Source organism: Stieleria maiorica, from assembly GCF_008035925.1.
In the GTDB taxonomy this organism is placed as follows: domain Bacteria; phylum Planctomycetota; class Planctomycetia; order Pirellulales; family Pirellulaceae; genus Stieleria; species Stieleria maiorica.
Genome location: NZ_CP036264.1, coordinates 9,557,773 through 9,579,799 on the forward strand (window position 1 = coordinate 9,557,773; position 22,027 = coordinate 9,579,799).

Below are 22,027 nucleotides of genomic sequence, written 5' to 3' on the forward strand. Positions count from 1 at the left end.
TGCGGCGCGCTTGCCAAACGATGCTCGTGTTCGGTTGCTGTTTCATCCCCTCGCCCACAGTGTCGTTGCCCCCATGTCGCTCTCTGTCGCCTTGATCGGCGCCACCGGTTACACCGGATTGGAAGTCGCCCGATTGCTGACCCAACACCCACACGCCGAGCTGACGGTGGCGACGGCGCGTGCCGAAGCGGGCAATCCGATCGCCTCGGTGCATCCCTCGTTGGCCGGGCGATTGGATCTGCACTTGGAAGAACTCGATCCGGCTGAAATCGGCAAACGCTGTGACGTGGCGATGTGTTGTCTGCCCCACGCGGCGTCGGCAAAAACGGTCAAGCAATTGGTCGATGCGGGGGTGCGAGTGATCGATTTCAGTGCCGATTTCCGGCTCTCTTCGCTGGAGGTCTACGAATCGTGGTATGACGTCAAGCATCCCTGGCCGGAGCGGGTCGGGCGGACCGTGTACGGGTTGCCAGAGTTTTACGCCGACGAAATCGCGTCGGCCGACGTTGTGGCCAACCCGGGCTGTTATCCGACCAGCGCGATCCTGCCGCTGGCGCCGCTGATTCGTGCCGGATTGATCCGCAGCGACGACATCATCATCGACAGCAAAAGCGGAGTCAGCGGCGCAGGCCGGAGCGCGAAGGTGGGGACGCTGTACTGCGAAACCAACGAATCGATCGCGGCGTACGCGGTGGGCAGTCATCGCCACCAGCCGGAGATCGAGGATTTGGTGGAGCGGATTTCAGGCCGCGCCACCGACGTTTTGTTCACACCACACCTGACGCCGATGAGCCGGGGAATTTTGTCGACGATCTACGTCCGCCCCGCAGAGGGGTTGGCCGAGGAAGGGCGCAGCGTAGGATCGGCCGACGCGGCGATTGAACGGGTCATGCAGTGTTGGCGCGATTGTTACGCCGGCAGCCCCTTCGTGACCCCGGTCGATCACTTGCCGGCGACCGCACATGTAGCCGGGACAAACTATGTTCAGATGGCGGTGCGCCGCAACGGAGAGCGATTGGTGCTGTTGTCGGCGATTGATAATCTTGCCAAAGGCGCCAGCGGCGCCGCGATACAAAACATGAACGTGATGTTCGGATACGACCAGAAATCCGGTCTAGGCTAACGAGTGACACAAGAACCTTTCGGCGAACCGCCGCACGAACAAGACGCCGCCAATCCCTACTCGGCACCGAGTGCAATCAGACAGGGGACCAGCGTCACGTCGGCGTTGGCGGAGGATGGCGACGATGGACTGCAGCGGTCGGTGCAACGGGACCGCCCGCGAATCTGGCCGTCTTTGTTGTTGCCGTTGATTTCGCTGGCGACGTTTTTGCTGTCCAGCCTGGTGATGATGGTGGTCGCGTTCTTCGTCGTTCACGGCGAGTTCAGCCCGCGGATGATGGTCAGCGCCGAAGCGATGAGGACGGTTTCCTCCTCGCGCGTCGGGCTGTTGTTATTGGTCGTCGCACCGCAAGTGGCCTTGGTGATGCCGACGCTGATCGCCGCCTGGTTGTCTCCGGTCGGGTTCAGTCGGCGATTGTCGCTGATCCGCGGGCATTGGCCGTATTGGGCTTGGGTGGCCGCCGCCCTGACCACCCCGCTGATCGGCTGGATCTCGTCGATCGCGGTCGGTTCGCTGATGGAAGAAAGCGAAAGCTTGAAGATGATGTCGGACATCTTTCGCGGCCACGGTGAATCAGGTTTTCTAGTTCCGTTGGCGTTGTTGATCGGCGCGACGCCTGCATTCTGTGAGGAGTTTTTGTTTCGCGGTTATGTGCAAACACGGCTCAATCGACGCATCGGTCCGGCACTGGGGATCCTGCTGTCATCGGCCTTGTTTGCCATTTTCCACATGGACTTGATCCATATCATCGCGGTGTTCCCGTTGGGCCTGTATTTGGGCGTGATCGCATGGCGGAGTGGTTCGCTGTTCCCGGCGATGCTGGGGCACTTCGTTAACAATTCGATCAGCGTGTTCGCGGTCGTGCTGGGGCCGGAAACCCAAGACCAGGATCCGACGCCCGAGATGGCCCTGTTCCTACTGGTCGTCATCGGCTTGGGGCTCTTCGGTGCCATGTTGACCGCCGTTGCGATGTGGCGTCTGCCCGTGCCGCAGGCGGTGACGCTGAGGGCCGAGCCGGCGGTTTAGTGGCCGGTTGATTCAGGGGTGCCGCGGCGCTCGCGCTTCGGGCTCGTTCCACGGCTCTGCCTTGGGAACGCACTGCACGTGTGGCTCCGGCCACACACCCCGCGTGCAGCCTGGGACCGAACCTGGGCTGTGCAGAATCGTTCGATCTGTCCGCGTTTTTTGTAGGATTGTGGCGCTTTCGATTCCGCGAAACTGTCTTGGGATCAGCCGTTTGGCGCCAGCCTACGGGCCGCCAATTGACGCTGGGGCCACCAATTGACGCTGGGGCCCTCATCGACGCTGGGGCCCGAACGCTTGCGCGAATCGGCTGATGTCACTCGTATTTCGCTGCCTGATGGATGCTGTGAGTCGAACATCCATCGCGGAATCATTTCGCTTGAATTCTAAACCACCGCAGATTCCAAATTCTGTGCACCCCAGACGGGCCGCTGGCAATCGCCGTTCCCAGGCGGAGCCCGGCAGCGAGGCGTGAAACCGCACGGGCTGGCCGGGGAGGGTTGCTTCGTCGTGCCCCCGGCCATGAGATGGTAAGCTACGTTCTTCGCCAGAAGGAAACGGCCCGCGCGCCGCTGCTCTCCACCTACCGAATCGCCATGTTGCCTTATCGTCTCAGTTTTGAGCATCCGATTTACCTGTGGTTGATGCTCGCGCTGCCCGTCTTGTGGTACCTGGGCTATCGGTCGTTGGGCGTGCTGGGCAAAACCCGGCGGGCATTGGCGTTGATGCTCAGAACGTTCGTCTGGACGATTCTGGTATTTGCCTTGGCCGGCGTGCAATTGGTTCGCGTCAGCGACGTGATCACGGTGATGTACGTGCTGGATCAATCCGAGAGCATTCCCAGCGCGAAACGACAGGTGATGTTGGACTTTGTCGTCCGCAACGTCAAACGTCACCGCGACGGCCGACGCGGTGACAAAGCCGGCATCATCGTGTTCGGCCGTGACGCATCGATCGAGATTCCACCGTTTGACGACGAGATTCGATTGCGGCGTCTGGAAAGCTTGATGGATCGCGGCGACGCGACCAATTTGGAATCCGCGTTGAATCTGGCCCAAGCCACGATGCCCGAGGACACCGCGCGGCGGATCGTGGTGGTCACCGACGGCAACGAAAACCTGGGGCAGGCACGGAAGTTGGTTGCCCGCGTCGCCGCCGCGGGGATCGGCATCGACGTGGTTCCCGTCATGCTGGACGCCAAGAGCGAAGTGTTGGTCGAGAAGATCGATTTGCCCAGTGACATTCGCAAGGGACAGCCGTTCGAGGCCCGGATCGTCGTCAACAATTACACCGACGCCCCGAGCGAAGGTGGTGAGCCGACCCAGGGCAAGATTCGTGTCAAGCAAAAGGTGGGCGACAACGAATCGATCTTGCTGGAACAGGACATCACATTGGAGCCCGGCAAGAATGTTTTTCCGCTGCGGCACACCATCGAACAACCCGCACCGTACATCTATCAAGCGGAATTCGTTCCCGAAAGCAAGGACGACGACGGGCTGCGTCAAAACAACAGTGCGACCGCGTACACTCACGTGCGTGGCAAGGGCCGTGTGCTATTGATCGAAGATCGAACTCGGCTGGGCGATTTCGATCTGCTGGTCGGCCGGCTGCGCGACAACAACATCGAAGTCGTCACTCAAGCCAACGACAACCTGTTCGGTTCGCTTGCCGAACTGCAAGCCTATGACGCGGTGATCCTGGCGGGCGTCCCGCGTGTTTCGGGCAGCAACGAGAACGAGATCGTTTCGTTCACCGACCCGCAAATCGAAATGCTGGTCCGCAACACGCAACAACTCGGTGCGGGGTTGCTGATGATCGGCGGCCCGGAAGCGTTTGGTGCCGGCGGCTGGACGGGATCGGAAATCGAAAAGGCGATGCCGGTCGATTTCAAAATCAAGAACGCCAAGGTGCAAGCCGTCGGCGCGCTCGCCTTGATCATGCACGCCAGCGAGATGGCCGACGGAAACCACTGGCAGAAAGTGATCTGCAAGTCCGCCATCGAACAACTCGGGCCGTCAGACTTGGCCGGCGTGCTCCATTGGAACTTCAACGGCGACGCCTGGCTGTGGGGCGGGTATCCGTCGTCACCGGGGTTATTAGAAGTCGGACCGAATCGCCGCAACATGCTCGCCCGGATCAGCAAGATGACGCCCGGCGACATGCCGCAATTCGATCCGGCGATGAAGATGGCGGTGAAGTCGCTTTCCGGAGCCCCCGCGTCGGTCAAGCACTGCATCATCATTTCCGACGGCGACCCGAGCGACCCGATGCCCGGTACGATCGCCGCCTTCAAGAACAACAACATCACGATCAGCACCGTCGCGGTCGCCTCCCACGGGCTGGCCGGCAGCCAGCGGTTGCAACGGATCGCGACGCAAACCGGCGGCAAATACTACAGCGTCAAATCGGGCCGCGCCTTGCCGCGGATTTTCCAACGTGAAGCACGTCGCGTGTCCAAGCCCTTGGTGTATGAACCGCCCGGTGGTGCCGTCCCCGAAGTGATCTTTCCGCACGCGATGCTGGACGGAATCGATCGCGTGTTGCCACCGATCACCGGGTTTGTGATGACGCAAACCAAGGACAGCGCGCTGGCGCAAGTGTTGATCCAGTCGCCCAAGCCGGACCAACCTGAAAACGCCACGATCCTGGCCGCATGGACCTATGGACTCGGTCGCACCGCGGTGCTGACGACCGACGCCGGGGCGCGTTGGGCCGGCGCCTGGAACGACTGGGCCGACTACGACAAATTCTACAGCCAACTGGTGCGTTGGCTGATGAGGCCGACCGGCGACACGGGAAAGTTCACGATCGCCACGAGTGTCAAAGACGGCCAAGTCCAAGTCGTCGTCAACGCACTGGCCAGCGACGATTCGTTTCTGGATTTTCTGGAGATGAGCGCCACCGCGCTTGATGCGGACTTGAACCCGATTCCGCTTTCGATGCGACAGGCGGCCCCCGGACGTTACGTCGGATCATTCCCGGCAACCACCGCGGGCAGCTATTTCGTCAACGTCGTCCCCGGCCCCGGAGCGGCGCCGCTGACGACCGGCGTCACCGTGCCCTATAGCGACGAGTACCGCGTGCGCGAAACCAACTTGGCGTTGATCGAATCGCTGGCCGCGACCGAACCACGCGGCGGGACGGTCGGCGAAGTCACCGCGCCGCTGGAAAATCGGGCCAGCGAAGAGCTGGTCGAAACCGACGTCTTCCGCGGCGGCTTGGCACTCGCCCGCAGCATCCGTGACGCCTGGCCCTGGTTCGTGCTCGGTGGCTGTTGTCTGTTCCTCGGCGACGTCATGGTCCGCCGCATCGCGTTTGATTTCGGCTGGGTCGGCCGGACGATCAAAAAGATGCGTGGCGAAAAAGACTCCGCTGCCGAAGTCGTCACGCGACTCGACGCGCTGCGAAAGAACAAATCACAAATCGACGAAGGCTTGGAGAAACGCCGGGCGGCTGTTCGCTTTGACCCCACCCGCGTCGAACCGTCCGACGACGCGGTCGAGTTGTCAGACGTCGGCAAAACGAAATCAACGCCGGCGGAATCCAAATCCGTCGAAGCCCCCAAACAAACCAGCTACACCGAGCGATTGCTGGAAGCCAAACGCCGCGCCCGCAAAGACAAGGGCGAGTAGTGAGACGCGCCAATCGCTGGTGTTCAGGCTTTAGCCGCCCACTGTCGCTGCGGAGCAGCGACCATGAATCACCTCAAGGCTAGACACCAACGGAGATGCCCGAGGAACGTTTTTTTAACGCGTCGCTTGCTGGAAGCCGTGCAGACAAGGCGAGGGTCAAAAATGGGTCGGTCAAAAATGGCGGCATCTCGCCAGTTATCTCTCGGTCTGCCGCGATGATTGCCGCTATTGTCACGATCTGCTGAAAGAAACGCGTTGTAATTGGCGACGAAACGCTTACGATCGTTACCCAGTATCCGCGACCAGAGCCTTCTCTCCAGATCACCGGGATGGACGGCGAGACCTTTTGGGGAGAATCACTTCGATGCTTCAGTTGACGAGCCCTCGTTTCGCGCTTCGTATTGTTCTGCTTTCGGCGCTACTCGCTTCGACCGCCCACGCCGATGTGTTCACGGCGATCAACTATGGCGCCGCCGATGCCAACGAGCAAAGCGCATTCAATTCCATCAACGACTTTCGCGCCGACCCGCGAAATGGACTGTACAAGGCATTTCAGACGCTCGGGTACGGTGGCACCAAGGTCCAATTCGACTCGCTCTTGTCTGGCCAAGCGACGCACACTTCCGGTTGGTGGGCCAGCAACTTCGGCAACAATCTTGTGACCGGAAGCATGGACTTCTTTCAGACCGTGCCAGCGACGATCAAGTCTCAGTTTGACAGTTTGCCGACCGCTGGTTCACTGAGCCCCTACCTTTGGAGCGACAACATCGGATGGTCGGCTCATCAGTACGCGACATGGGTCGAGAACGACGCCGGGATGACCTCGAATCCGCACGCGGTTGCCGGCGCGCCGGGGCTTGCTGATCGGTTCACCAATGCGGGCGTGAATTGGTTATCGGCCGGAGAAAATATCGCGGCCGATTGGACGCCCAGTCCCGATCTGATGCACATGGGGTTTGCGATCGACTGGGGAGTTGGCATCGATGGCATCCAGAGCCCTCCGGGGCATCGCAACTCGATGCTCAGCAGTGACTTTACCCATGCCGGGATCGGAATCGTTGACGCGGGCTGGGGGCCGGGTGATGTCACTCAAGTTCAGCACCTGGCCCAAACGTTTTCGATGGACGACTCGATTTTTTTCGGTTACGTCACTGATGGACTGACGGGGGACGCGCTGGTGGGCGTCTCCGTCGACTTGTTCGATGCCTCGAATGTGTTGCTTGGCACGACGACCACCGATGCTCAAGGAGCCTACACCATCGAATACGATGATGGCTTCGGTTCCCCCGACCGCGTCGATATCTTTGCCTTTGGTCGCACGGCGAGCAGCACCGGACTTGGCTCTTCCGGTTCCAACTATTTCTTGGACGCGGCGATCACGGCGGTCCCCGAACCGTCCTCCTTTTTCGCCTTGACGACGTTCGCGATTCCCGCGGTGCTGCGACGGCGCAGGAAATAAGGTTGGTCAAACGATGGGGTGATCAAAAAATGCGGTCACTCGACTCGTATTCCGTCGCCGCTTGGTTTTCCGGTAGCGGAACTCGCCAAGAGTTTCGCACTGGCGCGGCGACGCCGCACCGGGGGGCGAAAGCCTTGGCGGCTTCCGCTACGACACGCAACCCAGAAACGAATCTGCGGCGGATCACTAGGGTACCACCCAGTGCGCGTCGATTCCGCCCGACGCATCGTAGTCGATCGCCGATCGCACGTGCCCTTGGCGGCGGAGGTACAACCAGTCTGCGTGCCGAACCGTCGTCCGCACGATTCGAAAGTTCTCCCGCCCGCGTTCGGACTCTTCTCGTGTTACGAAGCGGTCTGCGGTGGATGGCGGTTGGGACGCGTTGACTCGCTCGCCCGGCGGACGGATGGAGAGATATGATGCTCGGCTGTCCGGTGTCGTTTGTCTCCACACTTCGTCGGCCTGGTCACCATCAATCACCACCGCGGCGCCGTCTAGCCGAAGCTGGATCTTGGACGCCGGATCGTAAAACAGCCAACACACCGGTGCGGGGGAACCCGCGGCATTGAGCTGGCGAACCTTGTCCGACCGCACGTCGGTATAAAAGTCGACCGCATGGCGACGCGGATCCGCATGGCGCAGCACGACGGTGCGACACTTCGGTTGCGGGATCGCCCCGCGTTGAAGATCGGTCGTTGAAAACGCTCCCAGATTCCAGGGATGCTGCGACGATTCCGCGCCGCCGAGGAGGGTGTTCCAAATCAGAGCGTCCAGTCCGTCCAGGGGCTGGTCGGATTGGAGCAGTCGGTCGAACGCCAAGGAGAGTGTCACGCCGGAGACTCGCAGAGCGGGCAGGGAAAAAGCCGATGGTATCAGTTTTTGTAAAATCCGATCACTCCCTTGCCTCGTCTGACTTTTCGGACAACGCATTTTCCGCCACGGGCGTACCGCATGACCGACGATCCGGAATCGATCGAAGACACGACGAAAGACGCCCGATGCCGGCGTTTGGAGGTGTTTTTCGATTCCTGCCCGGATGAGATTCTGGGCACGTTGTATTACGTCGTCGGAAACATGGAAGACGCCCGGGATGCGTTGCAGGAAACGTTTTTGAAGTGTTGGCATCGCCGACACCAGATCGATGACATCCACAACCTGCGGGCCTGGGTCTTTCGCATCGCCCTGAACACCGGTCGCGATTTTCGAAAAACCGCCTGGAATCGTCGTCGAACCTCCCTGCACGAGGACCTTCCGATGGCTTCGACCGCTGACAGCCCGCCGAACGGGCTGATGAAAAACGAAGAACTCGCACGGCTCCGGCGGGCCGTCGCGACGCTGCCGCCGGAACAGCAAGAGGTGTTCTTGCTGCGTCAGAACGGCGAACTGACCTATTCCCAAATCGCCGACGCGATGTCGTTGCCGCTGGGGACCGTCAAAACCCGGATGCGTTCTGCCATCCGCCAGCTTCGCCAATGCGTGGGAGACCTGTCATGAACCACGACCCGAAACAAAACACGTTTGCCAGCGACGACGACGAACTGCGTCAAACGCTGTTGGAATTGCATTACGGATTGCTGGACGAGGATGAAGCCGCGGCGCTGAAGCAGCGGATCGACACCGATCCGACCGTCGCCCAGGTCTGGGCCGAGACGCTGTTGGTGGCGTCGAAACTGGCCGCAGCGGCCAAGGTCAGCGCACCGCCCAGGGTCAGTGCGGCGGCCGACCAGAAGACGACGGTTCCGCCGGCCATCAACGCGTCAATCGCTACACCGCCACCCGCGGTCCACGACGTCTGTTCCGATGATGCGACCGTCGACGTTGCTAATTCGCCCTCCGGCTCGGTTGCGGCTGCGGCACCGGATCGATTCTTACGTCTGTGGATCGGATCCTTGGCAACCGCGGCGACGCTCGCCATCGCGATCAGCACGGTTCGCTATTGGAGCGAGCGTCCCCCCACGCCCGATGCCGATTTGCGCGTCGCGGTCCAGCCGGTCAGCGGAACGGATGCGGGGGCACGCAACGAATTCCTGGTCGCCGTCGGTCCGAAGTCCGCCGATCCGGAATCCGGCGGCACATTGGATGCATCGATGCCGGTGGTTCCGGCGACGATCTCGTTCAAGGTGATTTCCAAGGGCGTCGTTCTGTTCTTTGGAACGTCCCAGACGTCGGGGCAAGGCCCGGCGCGGATACGTGTGCCCGACGAACTGGCCATTCCCGGTGATGCGGTGTTGCACGTCGACGCCAATCCGACCGGTCGCAAGGACCTGATCCGATTGACCGTCCCCTTGGAACCGACACGCTGTTTGACGTTTCTATCCACCGATCGTCCGGTGTATCGTCCGGGCGAAACGGTGTTCTTCCGCTCGGTCACGCTGAACCGTCGAACGCTTGCGGCACACATCGATGTCCCGATCCGCTTCGAACTGACCGACGCCAGCGGCGCGGCTGTTTCCGGTGCGATTCTGGAAGGGGTCACCGAGCGAGGCGTCGGCAACGGCGCCTTTGTGATTCCCGAATCGGCTGCCGGCGGGACTTACCACTTGATCGCCAAAAGCCTGGACGGATTCTTCCCGGACCAAGTTTGTGAGTTGGAAGTACGTCGCTATCGTGCGGTCCGGTTGAAAACGGAGCTGGAGTTTTCCAAGCGATCGTACAGCGCATCGGATCGCGTCGAAGCGACGTTGTCGGTCCGCCGCGCCGATGATTCGATCCCCGTCGCCGCGGCGGTCCGCATCCGCGCGATCGTCGACGACACCGTCATCCACGAATCGACCGATTCGCTGGGTTTGAATGGTGATCTTCGTGTGGCGTTCGAAATGCCCAAGGTGATCCGACAGGGCGAGGGCACGCTGACGATCGCGATCGACGATGGATCGGTGACCGAAACGGCGGCCCGGCCGATCCCGATTCACACCGGACGCGCCGAAGTCGACTTTTATCCCGAAGGCGGCTATCTGGTCGGCGGCGTGACCAACCGGGTCTACTTTGCCGCCCGCGACACCGATGGCAACCCGATCGAGATTGCCGGCGAAATCCTGTCGCAAGCCGGCCGGATGGTCGCGAGTGTCCAAACGGTGCGTGACGGGATGGGACGGTTCGAGTTAAAACCCGAGTCGGGCCAGCGTTACTCCTTGCGAATCACCTCGCCACTGGACATCACCGAAACGCCCTGGTTGCCGTCGGTCGTCGAAGCCTTGCCGGTCTTGGATACCGGTGACGGTGTATTTGCCCCCGGTGAGCCGATTTCGATGACGATCCGCAGCACCAAACGTCGATCGTGCCTCGTTCGCTTGGTGTGTCGCGGCGAGCTGGTCGGTGTCTCGACGGCGGAAATCGGCATCGGTGACACAAACGTGACGGTGCCGATTCAAGATCGCGCCGCCGGCGTGATCCGCGTCACGGTGTTGGACTCCCAAGGCGAGACGGCGACGCCGCTGGTCGAACGATTGGTCTATCGCAAAGGCGTCAAGAAATTGAACGTGACCGCCAGCGTGGACGATGATCGGCGCGTCCACTCGCCCGGCGAATCGGTGCGGATGACCATCGAAGTCACCGATGAAAACGACCAACGCGTCCCCGGTGCCGTGCTCGGCGTCCGCGTCGTCGACGACGCCGCACTCAGCTTGCGGCAACAGGACGTGCCCTCGATCGCGACACACTTCCTGTTGACCAGCGAGATCCAATCGCCGGAAGACTTGGAGCACGCCGATTTCTATCTGGACGATTCACCCGAAGCGGCCGAGAGTCTGGATTTATTGCTGGGCACGCAAGGATGGCGGCGATTCGTTAGCGGATCACCGAATCAATTCAACGAGACGTTTCGCGAGGCGTTGACGCGCTTGCTGGAGCTTGACGGACGACGATCCGAACTGGTCGCCGGCCCACAGACGAACGACGCGACCATCGCGGCTCAAATGCGCGAATATCGAATTCGCATTACCACGGCATGGCGCGGTTTCGTGTCGGAGGTCCGCATCGCGTTGATCCTGATCGGAGCATTTTGGTTGTTCGCTTTGTTGGTTCGGCCGAAAAAATCGGCTGCCGTCGCAGCGGGACTGTTGCTGTTTGTGGCATTCATGGTTTCACAATCTGGCTGTGGAGGCAGCCAGGAAAACTATCGTGTCGAAGCGACGTCGGAAGCGGTCGATGAGATGGCCGTCGGTGACGCCGCTCCCATGATGGATGCACCCTCGGTCAGCAGCCAACCGGCCCCGGCACAAATCGAGGGCCGGGAAGAAGCCGGGGCGCCCGCCGAAGCCCCCTTTGTTCAACGCGTTGTCCAAGTGTTCTTGGGAAAGAACGGAGCCAAGGTTCCGACGGAAACCTCCTCTTCACGTCTTTCCGAGGAACAATTGCGGCGCTGGGCACAGTCCCGTGACCTGGATGCGAAAACATTGGCCGATCAATTGATGGACGAGCTGCGATTTCCGATCCGTCAGTACGCCCACTTGCATCGCGTCACCGAATCGGACGTGCGTCGCGATTTCACCGAAACGTTGTATTGGAACCCGATGATGGTGACTGATTCGACGGGAACGGCGAGCATTCGGTTCGATCTGTCGGATTCGCTGACGATGTTCCGTGTCGCCGTCGACGCACACAGCAGCGACGGTCGCCTGGGCAGCGGAGGCGGTGCGGTGGTGACTGAGATTCCGATTCAAGTCGAACCGAAGTTGCCCTTGGAGGTCACCGGCGGTGATCGTATCGATCTACCCGTCGGTCTGGTCAATGCCACCGACCAGGACGGCGCCTTGGACGTTCAACTGGGTCTGGACGATTCACTGAGCGCGGCACGTCACACCGCGCTGACATCCATCGCCGCAGGAGATCGCGTCACCGAAGTCTTCCCCATCGATGTCTCCAATGCCGCCAAACCAACCGAAGCAACGATCCGGGTCTCGGCGACGCTCCAAGGCGGAACGCTCGCCGACCAAGTCGAACGCTCAGTCCGCATTGTTCCCGATGGATTTCCGTTCGAAGTCACCACCTCGGGTTCGCTGACCAAGACCACATCACTGTCAGCCGAGTTGCCTGAATCCATCGTCGCCGGGTCATTGTCGGCCCGGCTGGAATTCTTTCCCAGCACGCGGTCGCAGTTGAGCGCAGGGCTGGAGAGCATCTTGCGTGAACCGCATGGATGTTTCGAACAGGCGTCGGCGTCGAATTACCCCAACGTGATGGCGTTTCAATTGTTGCAATTGGAGGGCGCCGTCGATGAAGCGTCGAAGCGACGCACGGTGTCGCTGCTGCGACGCGGCTATCGCAAACTGACCAGCTATGAGTGTTCGATGCTGGGATACGAGTGGTTCGGGAACGATCCCGGACACGAAGCGTTGTCGGCGTTCGGTTTGATGCAGTTTTCCGAGATGGCCCGGGTCATCGAAATCGATCGTGACATGCTGACACGCACCCGAGAGTGGTTGCTGTCGCGGCGTGACGGCAAGGGCGGATTCCAACGCAACCCGCGTCACCTGCACGTCTGGTCGGTGCAACAAGAGGTCGTCAACGCGTACCTGTTGTGGGCGCTGTCGCAAGCCGACGTGGCCGCCGGCGATGCGTCACGTACAGTGGAGCAGTTGTCAGCCGAATTGGACGCCATGCGGCAAGTCGCCGCCGCCAGTGACGACGCTTACCTGATCGCCTTGTCCGCGATCACGTTGGCCAATGTCGGACGAACCGACGCCTCAAACACGCTGTTGGATCGGCTGGCCGAGTCACAAAACGACGATGGCAGCTTTGTGGGTCGGACGACGATCACGCAAAGTGGCGGGATCTCTCGCACCGTCGAAACGACCTCGCTGGCGATTCTGGCGCTGTCGCGCAGCGAGGACCACCGCGAGCTCGCAAGAAAAGCGGCCGCATGGCTGATCGATCATCGCCAAGGCGGCGGATTCGGATCGACCCAGGCCACGGTGCTGGCGCTCAAGGCGCTGATCGCCGTGCACGATCAAATGGTCGCTGGCGATGGCGGCAGCGTCGACGTGCTGATCGATGGCGAAGTGGTTGAAACGGTGCGTTGGCAAGGACGCGTCGACGAGGGCGTACGTTGGGAGATGACGCCGTCGTTGATCCAGGCCTTCGTTGCCGATCCCTCAACACGCTTGACGCTTCGCAGCGACGCCGCCGCGACCTTTCCTTTCAGCGTCCACTTCAACGGACGCACCACATCACCCGCCAGTGATCCCGAATGTCCGATTCAGATGGAGCTTTCTTTCACGGGGAAAATCCAAACCGCCGACGTGAACCGCGGCGATTCGATCGACGTCATCGCAAGGGTCCACAACGCGACCGACGTCGGATGTCCGATGACGGTGGCCGTCGTGGGCATCCCCGGCGGGCTGGAACCGGTCATCGAAAGCTTGGACAAGCTTCGGGATTCGGGAGAGCTCGACTATTACGAGCTGCGGGGACGCGATGTCGTGCTGTATTGGCGGACGCTCGCGCCACGCGAATTCAAACGCATTCCGATCACCTGCGTGGCCGAGATCCCCGGCAAGTACACCGGGCCACCAAGCCGGGCGTACTTGTACTACACCGCCGAATCGAAGACCTGGCACAAGCCCTTGGTGGCGGAGATCAAATGACGCTGGTGTCTAGCCTTGTACGATGGCCCTTCCGCGCCGTCGTCCGTGGAACTCTGTGCGACGACCTAGAAAGGACGTCGTACAACACGATGCCCTGGAGGCTCCGCCTCAACACGGTCGGAGGCGGAGCCTCCGGAGATTTGCGTTCCCAGGCGGAGCCTGGGAACGAGGGCTAAGGCCTGCACATCAGTGCGGGGCGATCACGCAAACGGGTCGTATTGTCCCGGGACGGGGATCGGGTACTTGCCGTCGGGGCCGGGCAATGCCGATTCGGGGACCGGGCTGTCGATGGTGTAGTCATCGATCCCAGGTGCCAGTTCGCGTCCTTTGTTCAGCAAGTCATCCCACTTGATGATTTTTCCGCTGTAACATGCTTCGCGGCCCAGGATGGCGGTGAAGGTCGACAGCGCGCCGTACTCGCCTTCGTTATAGATCTCGCCCCGGCCGAGCGCGGCGATCAGATCGTTTTGCTCTTGCTGGTGGCCTTGTTGCCGCTGGCCGCTGAATTGCCAATCGCCGCCCACACCGGAGATCTTTGATCCGCTAACGTCGGCGGTTCCTTTGGTGCCGTGGGCATACTCGGCGACATGGGTCCAAGAGCCCTTCAGGTGGCGACCTTGGCTGAACATCTTGCTGCCGTCGGCGAAGGTGTATTCGCAGAACGTGTGGTCAAAGATCTGACTTTTGGTCGGGTCGCCATCCATCCGTTGCTCGCGTCCGCCCATCCCGTTGCACTCGACGGGGTATTCGCCCTTGAGCCAGCAACCGACGTCCAGGTTGTGGATGTGTTGCTCGCAGATCTGGTCGCCGGAGAGCCAGTTGAAGTGGTACCAGTTGTTACACTGGAACGCCATTTCGGACTGTTCTTCGGTTCGATTGCGATACCAGATCCCGCCGCCGTTCCAATAGACGCGGCTGGCGATCACGTCACCGATCGCGCCGTCGTGGATGCGTCCGATGGTTTCCAGGTACTGGGCTTCGTGACGGCGTTGCAGTCCGATGCCGACCATCAAGTTCTTCTTCTTGGACTCTTCGACGCTGGCCAAGACGCGTCGCACACCGACGGCGTCCGAGGCGACGGGTTTTTCCATGAAGACGTGTTTGCCGGCGTTGACGGCGGCTTCGAACTGTTGCGGTTTGAAACCCGGAGGCGTCGCGATGATGACCAGATCGGCTTCGACTTCCAGCAATTTCTTGTATGCGTCCAGACCGACAAACTTGTGCTCGGCGGGAACGTCGACTTGGTCCTTGAATCGCTTGGACAGCGAATTGATCGTCGCGGACGCCTTGCCGTCAAACGCATCGGCGACGGCGACCAATTTCACGTTGCCGCCGGACTTGAAGATATTGACCGAAGCTCCATTTCCGCGTCCGCCACAGCCGATCAGGGCGAATTTGATTTGATCGTCCCCTTGCGCGTGGGCGGTCCGAGCGATCGTGCTGGACAGGGTCGCGCCGGCCGCGGCAGCAGTGGAAGTCTTCAAGAAGTTACGTCGGCTCGGTTGATTTTCCATCTGTTGATCCTTTCAAAATCATTCACTCACCGGCAGCGGTGACGCGACGCATGCGTTGCCGGCCGGCGAGCTTTATTTGGGAATGGGAGTTGGTGGGCAGAATGAACACGCCGCTGTATTGTAAAGGGAATCGCGTCCCTGTTGACTTTGCGGGGGCCGATTTCTGACAAGGTTTTTTCGCCCCGCCAGTCTCCGGTGTGATCCGGTGGCGGACGCCCCATGGCACCTACCTCTATGAGCCGACGGCGCTAGCCGCGGGCCTTGGATTGCTGCAAGGCCCGCGGCTAGCGCCGACGGCTCAGTTTGTGATCGAAAGTAGGTGGCATTGGGTGGACGCCCCCCGACGGCCCGATCGCAGCGGACAGGATCCCAGTGCACAGGAGCAATCGAAGGTGAACCCCGACACCCCCAGACCGTCAACCCCGTCGGATCCGCCCGCGCGGCCGGGATTGCCGATCGGAATCGACCCCGCCAACGTGCCTGCGTTTGGTTGCATCGTCTATTTTGCCCGCGAAGGTGACGTCTTCCGTGGTCGAGTGGCCAACTTAGCCGGAATTGAAGTCACCGCGGCCAGCCAACGAGAGATGCTCGGCCAAATCGTCGCACGATTCAAATCCGCCGTTTCCGACAGCCTGGGCAAGGACGAAACCCCCGCCTGGATCGACCCGCCGGCGGCCAAGCAGGCCGGCGAGAGCAAGTTGTTTCTGCCGGTGCATCTGTAGCTACCTTCGCCAGAAGGTGGATCCCCGGCGGTTCCCACTACGATCTCACGAGCATGACAGCCTAGTCGTCTACCGCAGCTTCGTGTTCGATCGGGCGGGACAGTCGCCGTCCTCTCCGAGGTCGGCGCGGGGCAACGCTTCGCTTTTTCGGGGGCGCCGAGTTCGGAGAACACGGCGACTATCCGACTTTGCGGTCGCTACCGCAATCGAACCGCGAAGCAGACTTCACAGCGGTTGCGGGCCAATTGGCGGACTTGAACGTCGATCGGGTTCCAGGTCTGGATCTGCTGCCACCAGGTCGAAATCCGTCCGGCGGCGTCGTAATCGCCCAGCTTCATCGTCAGCAACATGCCCGACAGCGAGCACTCGCGGTGCGTGACGATGTTTTCGATCGTGGTCAGCGTTTTTTCCGGTTTAACGTTTGAATCGGCCAACAACCATTTCACGTTTCGAAACTCCCGCCGCGGAAGATCTCCGGCGCGGGCGCGGAGGTGTTTGAACCTCGGATGGTTGGCGATCCGATCATCCATTTCGGCCGGGTCGATACCGATCACCTTCAGTCCCAATTCCAACAATCGTCCACAGGCGCCGCCAGGGGCGCTGCCGATTTCGACCGCCACGTCGCCGGGAGCCAAATCGAAACCGCTCCACGTGATCGATTCGGCGGCTTTAAAGTAGGCCCGCGAAATCGGTTCATACTGCGGCTCGATCGGTTGCACGCCGCCGGGCCATCGAGAATGCCATTGGGCGGCGGTGTGCCAACCGATAAACCAGTCGTCGGGATCGACCAACACGACATCCAGCACCCGCTCGCCGGGCTGGGCGATTCGATTCGGTTGATCGCAGCGAACCCATTCGCCGCCGAGCGACTGGTGCACCCGCTGGGCGACCAATTTGGCGACCTCATCGACACCGGGCTCGAAACCGAATTTGCCGATCGGAAGCCGGTCACGCGGCCACAGGTGAAGCTGATCAAAGGGCCGGCCGGGGACGGTTTTTTCGGTCAACAGGTCGACCAGTCCGGCCACCTGGGCTTCACCATCGATGTTTTTCAAATGACCGAGCGAATAGCCGGCGGTGCGAATGAACGTCCCGCTGGGCAACTCGACTTGACCGTCGTGTTTGGCGGTGACGAAGCCGGGTCGCGAAAACGCCAAACGCCAACCCGCAGTTGCGATCGATTGCTTGACCTGTTTCTCCGCACCGTTGGCGCAGCACAGCATTGCAAACGTCGGCTCGGGTGTAGATCGGTCGGTGGAAGTCATGGTAAAAGGTTCGTGATGAGGATGTGGGTTGGAGGCGTCGCGGAAGTCGCCAACGGCGTTCGATTTGCCAAGGAGGATCCAAACTCTTGGCGGCTTGATGTGTTGGCCTACGGTGCGTGATTGACGCGAGCATGCCAGCCCGACGCGTTAGCGAGGGGCCAAGCGGCGCCCCTCGCTAACGCGTCGGGCTGGCATGGATTCCCCGCAAGTCGGTCCGGCGAGACACCTTCCCCAGCCGCTCAGCGATCCCCGGGATCAGCTTGGCCGCGTTTTCAAAGTACAGCTTTCGCAACACTTCATCGGGCAGATCGACCCCATAGATCTGCCACATCCCCTGTGGCGGTGGCACTTTTTCGCTGTAGGGGAATGACTCGTCGCGGGTTTCGAAGAAACGCCAATACAGTCGGACACGCGTTTCGGGCCAGGGGCCGTCGGTGCCGAACAATAGACGGTCTTGATAGCGGATCAGAAAATCGCGCGAGGTGAAAGGCTGGCGTCCCAATTCTGCGATCCGCGACGCCGGTTCGATCCACAGATTCGGGTATTCATCAAGCCACTCGGCGACGACCTTTAAATCCTCGGGGTTGTTGGCGACGTGGGCACCGATGAATTGTGTCTCGGGATGGCGTTTGATCACACGGTTGCGGGCGTCCAGCAGTTCCTGTCGCGAGGGGAATTGGTCGCCGTAAAAACTCCAATCGGGATGGCGACTCAGTTCCTCCCAGCGTTCATTGGTTTCGTCGACGGGATCGAAAAAAGCGGCCGGGTCGGCGGTGTGAATGATGATCGGCAGCCCGAGTTCCCCGCACTTGGCCCAGATCGGATCCCATCGCGGGTCGTCGATCTTCATCCAGGTCCCGTCGGGGTTCTTGTACTTCAGCCCGAACCGCTTGAACAGCTTCAGGCCGCTGACACCGCGTTTTGCCGCCTGTTCAAGCTCCGCCGCCGTCCGCTCGGCGAACCCCGGTCGGTGGCAGGGCCAGAGTGCCGGCTGGTCTCGGGGGGCGTTCCCCTGCCAATCGATGTTCGCGAAGATGGCGAATCGATCACGATAGTCCGTCCACAAATACTCCATGTGACGATCAAGTTGGTCACCCAGCTTGCCATCGAGTGAAATACAGACCGCGATGTTGTTGCGGTCCATCAAGCGGACGAAGTCATCGAGGGCTTCTTTGCTGTCACGAAGCCGGTAATGAAAGTGGGTGTGCACGTCTACCACGGGCATCGTCGCAGAGTGTCTCGGGTTCTGCGGCACAACCAGCTTGGAATTGGGACGAAAATTCCGCAACAACAACTCGCGCCCGTCGCGGCCATCGAGCGGAAGCTCAAGCGGCAGCGGTGGTCGATCGTCGGCCGACCGATCGCGGGTTTCCGCCGGACGCGATTTTTGCGGGTCGGGACGTTGGGCGACGATCGTTTTCGGCGCGATCGTGACGACGACCAGGGCAGCCAGAAGCCTCGCTGGACAGCGCCACTTCGACATAGCTACGCTCGCCAGAGCGTGGAAGACGCCCAGGATCCACCTTCCGGCGAAGGTAGCGACGTCTGACCGGCGATTCGCAATGTTTCGTGTGCAAAGTGGCGTTGTCCAGCGAGCGAACCGTTCGGCCGCCGCTGGACGAATGCATCGACCGATCGCAAGCTTTGGCTCCGCCACGGATTTCTCCGGTGCCTCGGTCGCTACAATGGAGCACGGTGATCGCAGAAGGTGAAAATACATCGAAGACGGACGGTGGGCTCGAAGAGGGCGAGAGTGACGGAGTGAGCAACGAAGATCAAACGCAGTATCAAACCGAGGGCGGCCGATCGACCAGCAAAAGGCTGTCGATGCAGGCTACGACACCCCCGGCCGATGTCCCAGGGTATCGGCTGGAGCGATTTTTGGGCAGCGGCGCATTCGGGCAGGTCTGGGTCGGGCGGGACTTGAACACCGGCCGACCGGTCGCGATCAAGTTCTTCTTGCACCGTGGCGGTGTCAATTGGTCGCTGCTCAGCCACGAAGTCAAAAACCTGGTGCAATTGTCCTCCGATCGCCACATCGTCCAAGTGCTGGAAGTCGGCTGGGACAGCGATCCGCCGTATTATGTGATGGAACTGGTCACGGGGGGCTCGCTGGAGGAGGAACTGACCGAGCGAGGGGCGATGCCGGTCGCCGAGTCGGTTCAGATGTTTCGCAAGATCTGTATCGGGCTCAACCACAGCCACAGCAAGGGGGTGCTGCACTGCGATCTCAAACCGGCCAACATCCTGTTGGGCGAGGACCACGAACCGCGATTGGCTGACTTTGGCCAAAGCCGGATGACGCACGACCAGTCGCCGTCCTTGGGAACGCTGTTTTACATGGCGCCCGAACAGGCCGATCTGGAGTCCACGCCCAGCAGTGCCTGGGATGTTTACGCGGTCGGGGCGATCATGTACCGGATGCTGACCGGTGGCCCGCCGTACCGCGAGGATTCGATCATCGAACAACTCGACACGGCCGGTTCCTTGCCCAAGCGGTTGCAACGCTACCGCGAATCGATCCAAAAGGCCTCGCCGCCGGTCCGCCACATCCAACGCTCCGGTGTGGACCGCGAACTGTCCCGGATCGTCAGCTGTTGTCTTGCCGCGAACCCCGAGGACCGCTTTACCAACGTCCAGGAGATTCTGGATCGATTGGATCGCCGCGAGGAAATGCGTGCGAAGCGACCGCTGATGTTGCTGGGGATTCTCGGGCCGCTGTTGTTGTTGGTCGCCACCAGCATCTTCGCGGCACGAACGATCAACCGTGCCAGCGAAGGAACGAAGCAGGCGCTGCGAAAGGAAGCCTTCAGCAGCAACCAGTTGGCGGCGAAGTTTGCCGCGCGCACGCTTGAAAGCGAACTGGAACGCTACTTTCGATTGTGCCGTGACGAAATCGACGAACCCGGTTTTCGAGCGTCCCTTGCCGCCGCGCTCGATGACCCGGCGGTCAGTCGCAATCTGAAAATCATCGCCGACCAGGGCACCAGCGAACGGGCCCTGAAAATGGTCGACACCCGCGACACGCTGCTGGATCTGCCCGCGCGCGTCGCGATGGATCAATACTTGGACGAACGCTTGAAACAGTACACGCGGGAAAGCGAGGATTCGCGGATCCCGCGATTGGCGACGATGTTTGTCACCGACCGCTGGGGCACCATTTTTTCCATCGCCTATGACAGCCCGGTCGCACGTGATCAGAACAGTGCCGGACGCAATTACGCGTATCGGACGTACTACCACGCCCAGAAAAACGACCTGCCCAAAAACACCCCGATCGATTCGATCCAACCGCTCGATCACATGCACCTGTCGGCCGCCTTCCAGTCCACCGCGACGGGGCTGTGGAAGGTCGCGATCAGCGGTCCGGTGTACTTGTCCGAGGATCGATCCGGCGAGCCCGACGCGGTGTTCGTGGCCACGGTCAATCTGGGTGACTTTGAATTGCTGCAAGGCGACGAGGGGGCCAATCAGGTCGCCGTGCTGGTCGAGGCTCGGGAAGGCAAGGTGCGCGGAACGATCTTGCAGCACCCGTACCTGGAAGCCCGACACCGGGCGGGGATGCGCAACGCCGGAGACCCGTACAAGGTCGCGGCCGACAAGATGGACGACCTGCTGCGCGGCGGCGATGTCGATTACCAAGACCCCGTGGCAGTCGCCGAAGACGCCCAGGCCTATGGGGGCAATTGGATCGCGGCGATGCAACCGGTCGCCGTACCCGGCGAAGGCAAGTTCGGATCCGGCGGCGACAATCAGGCCGATCTGCTGGTGCTGGTTCAGTACCGACTGAGCAAGGTGTTCGCGCCGGTCGGGGTGATGAAACAGACCCTGCTGTGGGAAGGTGCCGCAGCCTTGCTGTCGATCTTGCTGGTCAGCGGCACGCTCTGGATCTTCGTCCGCCGCGTCGACGACGAACGGATCCATCGCGGACGCCGCCGAGATCCAGATTCACCCCACGTTCCCGCGACCGTCCGCGAGCCGGCCGAAGGGGACACTTCCAAACGTGCGGCGGGGGTCGACATCACCGAGACACAACAGGCTCCGGCTCAAGCGGACTGAGCCGCAGGTAAGACTGAGCCGCAGGTAACGAAGTATTTTGCTACGCTCGATGCGAGCGTGGAAAACGCGGTGGATCCACCTTCTGGCGAAGGTGGCTACGTCCCGCCCCAATCACTCCGGGTCCTTGTTTTACTCCGGGGCCTTGTTTTACTCCGGGTCCTTGTTGCCGAAGGGCTTTTTGCTGTCGCGTTTGCTGAGCCCGGCGCGGTCCATCAGCGAGCTCCGCATCAGTTCGTCCAGGTATTCGTCATCGGCCGGCGGGGGACCGTAGGCGCCGAGCGTTTGCGGGTCGTATTCGACCAGGTATTCGTGCCGCGCGATCGACAATTTGCACTTCGGATCCAACCGTTTGCGGATCACCGGACGGCCATCGACCTTGATCCCGTTGCGGCTGTTCATGTCGCGGATGAACCAATAGCCGTGCTCCAGGGACAGACGACAATGCTGGCCGGAAACATTATTGAACTTCAGCTGAATGTCATTTTCGGCACGGCGGCCGATGGTCAGTCGTTCTTTGATCAAGGGGATCGGGTCACCGCCCCCGACGGGCGTCAACTGGCCGTAGGGGCCGGCAAAATCCAGATCGGCGTCGTCGTCGTAATAATTCACCGTCGTCCTCGCGGGATGTGGCAAAACGGTCTATCGC

13 protein-coding genes are annotated in these 22,027 nt (G+C 61.1%); 8 read left to right on the forward strand and 5 right to left on the reverse strand.

Going from position 1 to position 22,027, the window contains the following annotated elements; translation table 11 throughout:
- Window positions 1–73 precede the first annotated feature (73 nt).
- From argC to Mal15_RS32715, 4 genes are all read left to right on the forward strand, one after another.
- Window positions 74–1,123 carry an N-acetyl-gamma-glutamyl-phosphate reductase gene (gene argC, locus Mal15_RS32700; RefSeq protein ID WP_147871570.1) on the forward strand — a complete coding sequence of 350 codons (1,050 nt, stop codon included), beginning with the start codon at window positions 74–76 and terminating at the stop codon, window positions 1,121–1,123.
- 3 nt (window positions 1,124–1,126) lie between these two features.
- A complete protein-coding gene (locus Mal15_RS32705; RefSeq protein ID WP_147871571.1) occupies window positions 1,127–2,149 on the forward strand; it encodes a type II CAAX endopeptidase family protein in 1,023 nt (340 codons plus the stop codon).
- A 593-nt stretch (window positions 2,150–2,742) separates the two neighbouring features.
- A complete protein-coding gene (locus tag Mal15_RS32710) occupies window positions 2,743–5,778 on the forward strand; it encodes a VWA domain-containing protein (RefSeq protein WP_147872798.1) in 3,036 nt (1,011 codons plus the stop codon).
- A gap of 364 nt (window positions 5,779–6,142) precedes the next feature.
- On the forward strand, window positions 6,143–7,237 hold the full coding sequence (locus Mal15_RS32715; protein ID WP_147871572.1) for a CAP domain-containing protein: 1,095 nt from the start codon (window positions 6,143–6,145) through the stop codon (window positions 7,235–7,237).
- A gap of 186 nt (window positions 7,238–7,423) precedes the next feature.
- On the opposite strand, the gene Mal15_RS32720 is transcribed toward Mal15_RS32715, so the two are convergent.
- The gene (locus Mal15_RS32720; RefSeq protein WP_167547187.1) at window positions 7,424–8,068 is read right to left on the reverse strand and encodes a PNPOx family protein; all 645 of its coding nucleotides are present in this window, start codon (window positions 8,066–8,068) and stop codon (window positions 7,424–7,426) included.
- A 120-nt stretch (window positions 8,069–8,188) separates the two neighbouring features.
- Between Mal15_RS32720 and Mal15_RS32725 the strand changes: the two genes are divergently transcribed.
- Both Mal15_RS32725 and Mal15_RS32730 read left to right on the forward strand, forming a co-directional pair.
- Complete coding sequence (locus tag Mal15_RS32725; protein WP_147871574.1) at window positions 8,189–8,731, forward strand: RNA polymerase sigma factor; 543 nt, start codon at window positions 8,189–8,191, stop codon at window positions 8,729–8,731.
- A complete protein-coding gene (locus Mal15_RS32730; RefSeq protein ID WP_167547188.1) occupies window positions 8,728–13,821 on the forward strand; it encodes an MG2 domain-containing protein in 5,094 nt (1,697 codons plus the stop codon). The genes Mal15_RS32725 and Mal15_RS32730 overlap by 4 nt, the downstream gene beginning before the upstream one ends.
- Before the next feature lie 200 nt (window positions 13,822–14,021).
- On the opposite strand, the gene Mal15_RS32735 is transcribed toward Mal15_RS32730, so the two are convergent.
- On the reverse strand, window positions 14,022–15,335 hold the full coding sequence (locus Mal15_RS32735; protein ID WP_147871576.1) for a Gfo/Idh/MocA family protein: 1,314 nt from the start codon (window positions 15,333–15,335) through the stop codon (window positions 14,022–14,024).
- A gap of 392 nt (window positions 15,336–15,727) precedes the next feature.
- Between Mal15_RS32735 and Mal15_RS32740 the strand changes: the two genes are divergently transcribed.
- Window positions 15,728–16,057, forward strand: a complete 330-nt coding sequence (locus Mal15_RS32740; protein WP_233903172.1) for a hypothetical protein — start codon at window positions 15,728–15,730, stop codon at window positions 16,055–16,057.
- Window positions 16,058–16,254: 197 nt separating this feature from the next.
- Here the strand turns inward: Mal15_RS32740 and Mal15_RS32745 are convergent, their stop codons facing one another.
- Entirely contained in the window at window positions 16,255–17,322 is a 1,068-nt protein-coding gene (locus Mal15_RS32745) for an SAM-dependent methyltransferase (RefSeq protein WP_147871577.1), read from the reverse strand.
- A gap of 175 nt (window positions 17,323–17,497) precedes the next feature.
- The gene (locus tag Mal15_RS32750) at window positions 17,498–18,805 is read right to left on the reverse strand and encodes an amidohydrolase family protein (protein ID WP_147871578.1); all 1,308 of its coding nucleotides are present in this window, start codon (window positions 18,803–18,805) and stop codon (window positions 17,498–17,500) included.
- Window positions 18,806–18,990: 185 nt separating this feature from the next.
- Between Mal15_RS32750 and Mal15_RS32755 the strand changes: the two genes are divergently transcribed.
- Window positions 18,991–21,381, forward strand: coding sequence for a protein kinase domain-containing protein (locus Mal15_RS32755; protein ID WP_233903173.1), 2,391 nt, complete (start codon window positions 18,991–18,993; stop codon window positions 21,379–21,381).
- Window positions 21,382–21,528: 147 nt separating this feature from the next.
- Here the strand turns inward: Mal15_RS32755 and Mal15_RS32760 are convergent, their stop codons facing one another.
- A complete protein-coding gene (locus tag Mal15_RS32760) occupies window positions 21,529–21,990 on the reverse strand; it encodes an FHA domain-containing protein (RefSeq protein WP_147871579.1) in 462 nt (153 codons plus the stop codon).
- Window positions 21,991–22,027: the final 37 nt, after the last annotated feature.

What these genes read in the sequence shown, in the direction of transcription:
- Mal15_RS32750 (WP_147871578.1), bottom strand. Translation starts at nt 18,805, where the DNA reads ATGTCGAAGTGGCGCTGTCCAGCGAGGCTTCTGGCTGCCCTGGTCGTC.
- Mal15_RS32725 (WP_147871574.1), top strand. Translation starts at nt 8,189, where the DNA reads ATGACCGACGATCCGGAATCGATCGAAGACACGACGAAAGACGCCCGA.
- Mal15_RS32710 (WP_147872798.1), top strand. Translation starts at nt 2,743, where the DNA reads ATGTTGCCTTATCGTCTCAGTTTTGAGCATCCGATTTACCTGTGGTTG.
- argC (WP_147871570.1), top strand. Translation starts at nt 74, where the DNA reads ATGTCGCTCTCTGTCGCCTTGATCGGCGCCACCGGTTACACCGGATTG.
- Mal15_RS32730 (WP_167547188.1), top strand. Translation starts at nt 8,728, where the DNA reads ATGAACCACGACCCGAAACAAAACACGTTTGCCAGCGACGACGACGAA.
- Mal15_RS32735 (WP_147871576.1), bottom strand. Translation starts at nt 15,335, where the DNA reads ATGGAAAATCAACCGAGCCGACGTAACTTCTTGAAGACTTCCACTGCT.
- Mal15_RS32745 (WP_147871577.1), bottom strand. Translation starts at nt 17,322, where the DNA reads ATGACTTCCACCGACCGATCTACACCCGAGCCGACGTTTGCAATGCTG.
- Mal15_RS32715 (WP_147871572.1), top strand. Translation starts at nt 6,143, where the DNA reads ATGCTTCAGTTGACGAGCCCTCGTTTCGCGCTTCGTATTGTTCTGCTT.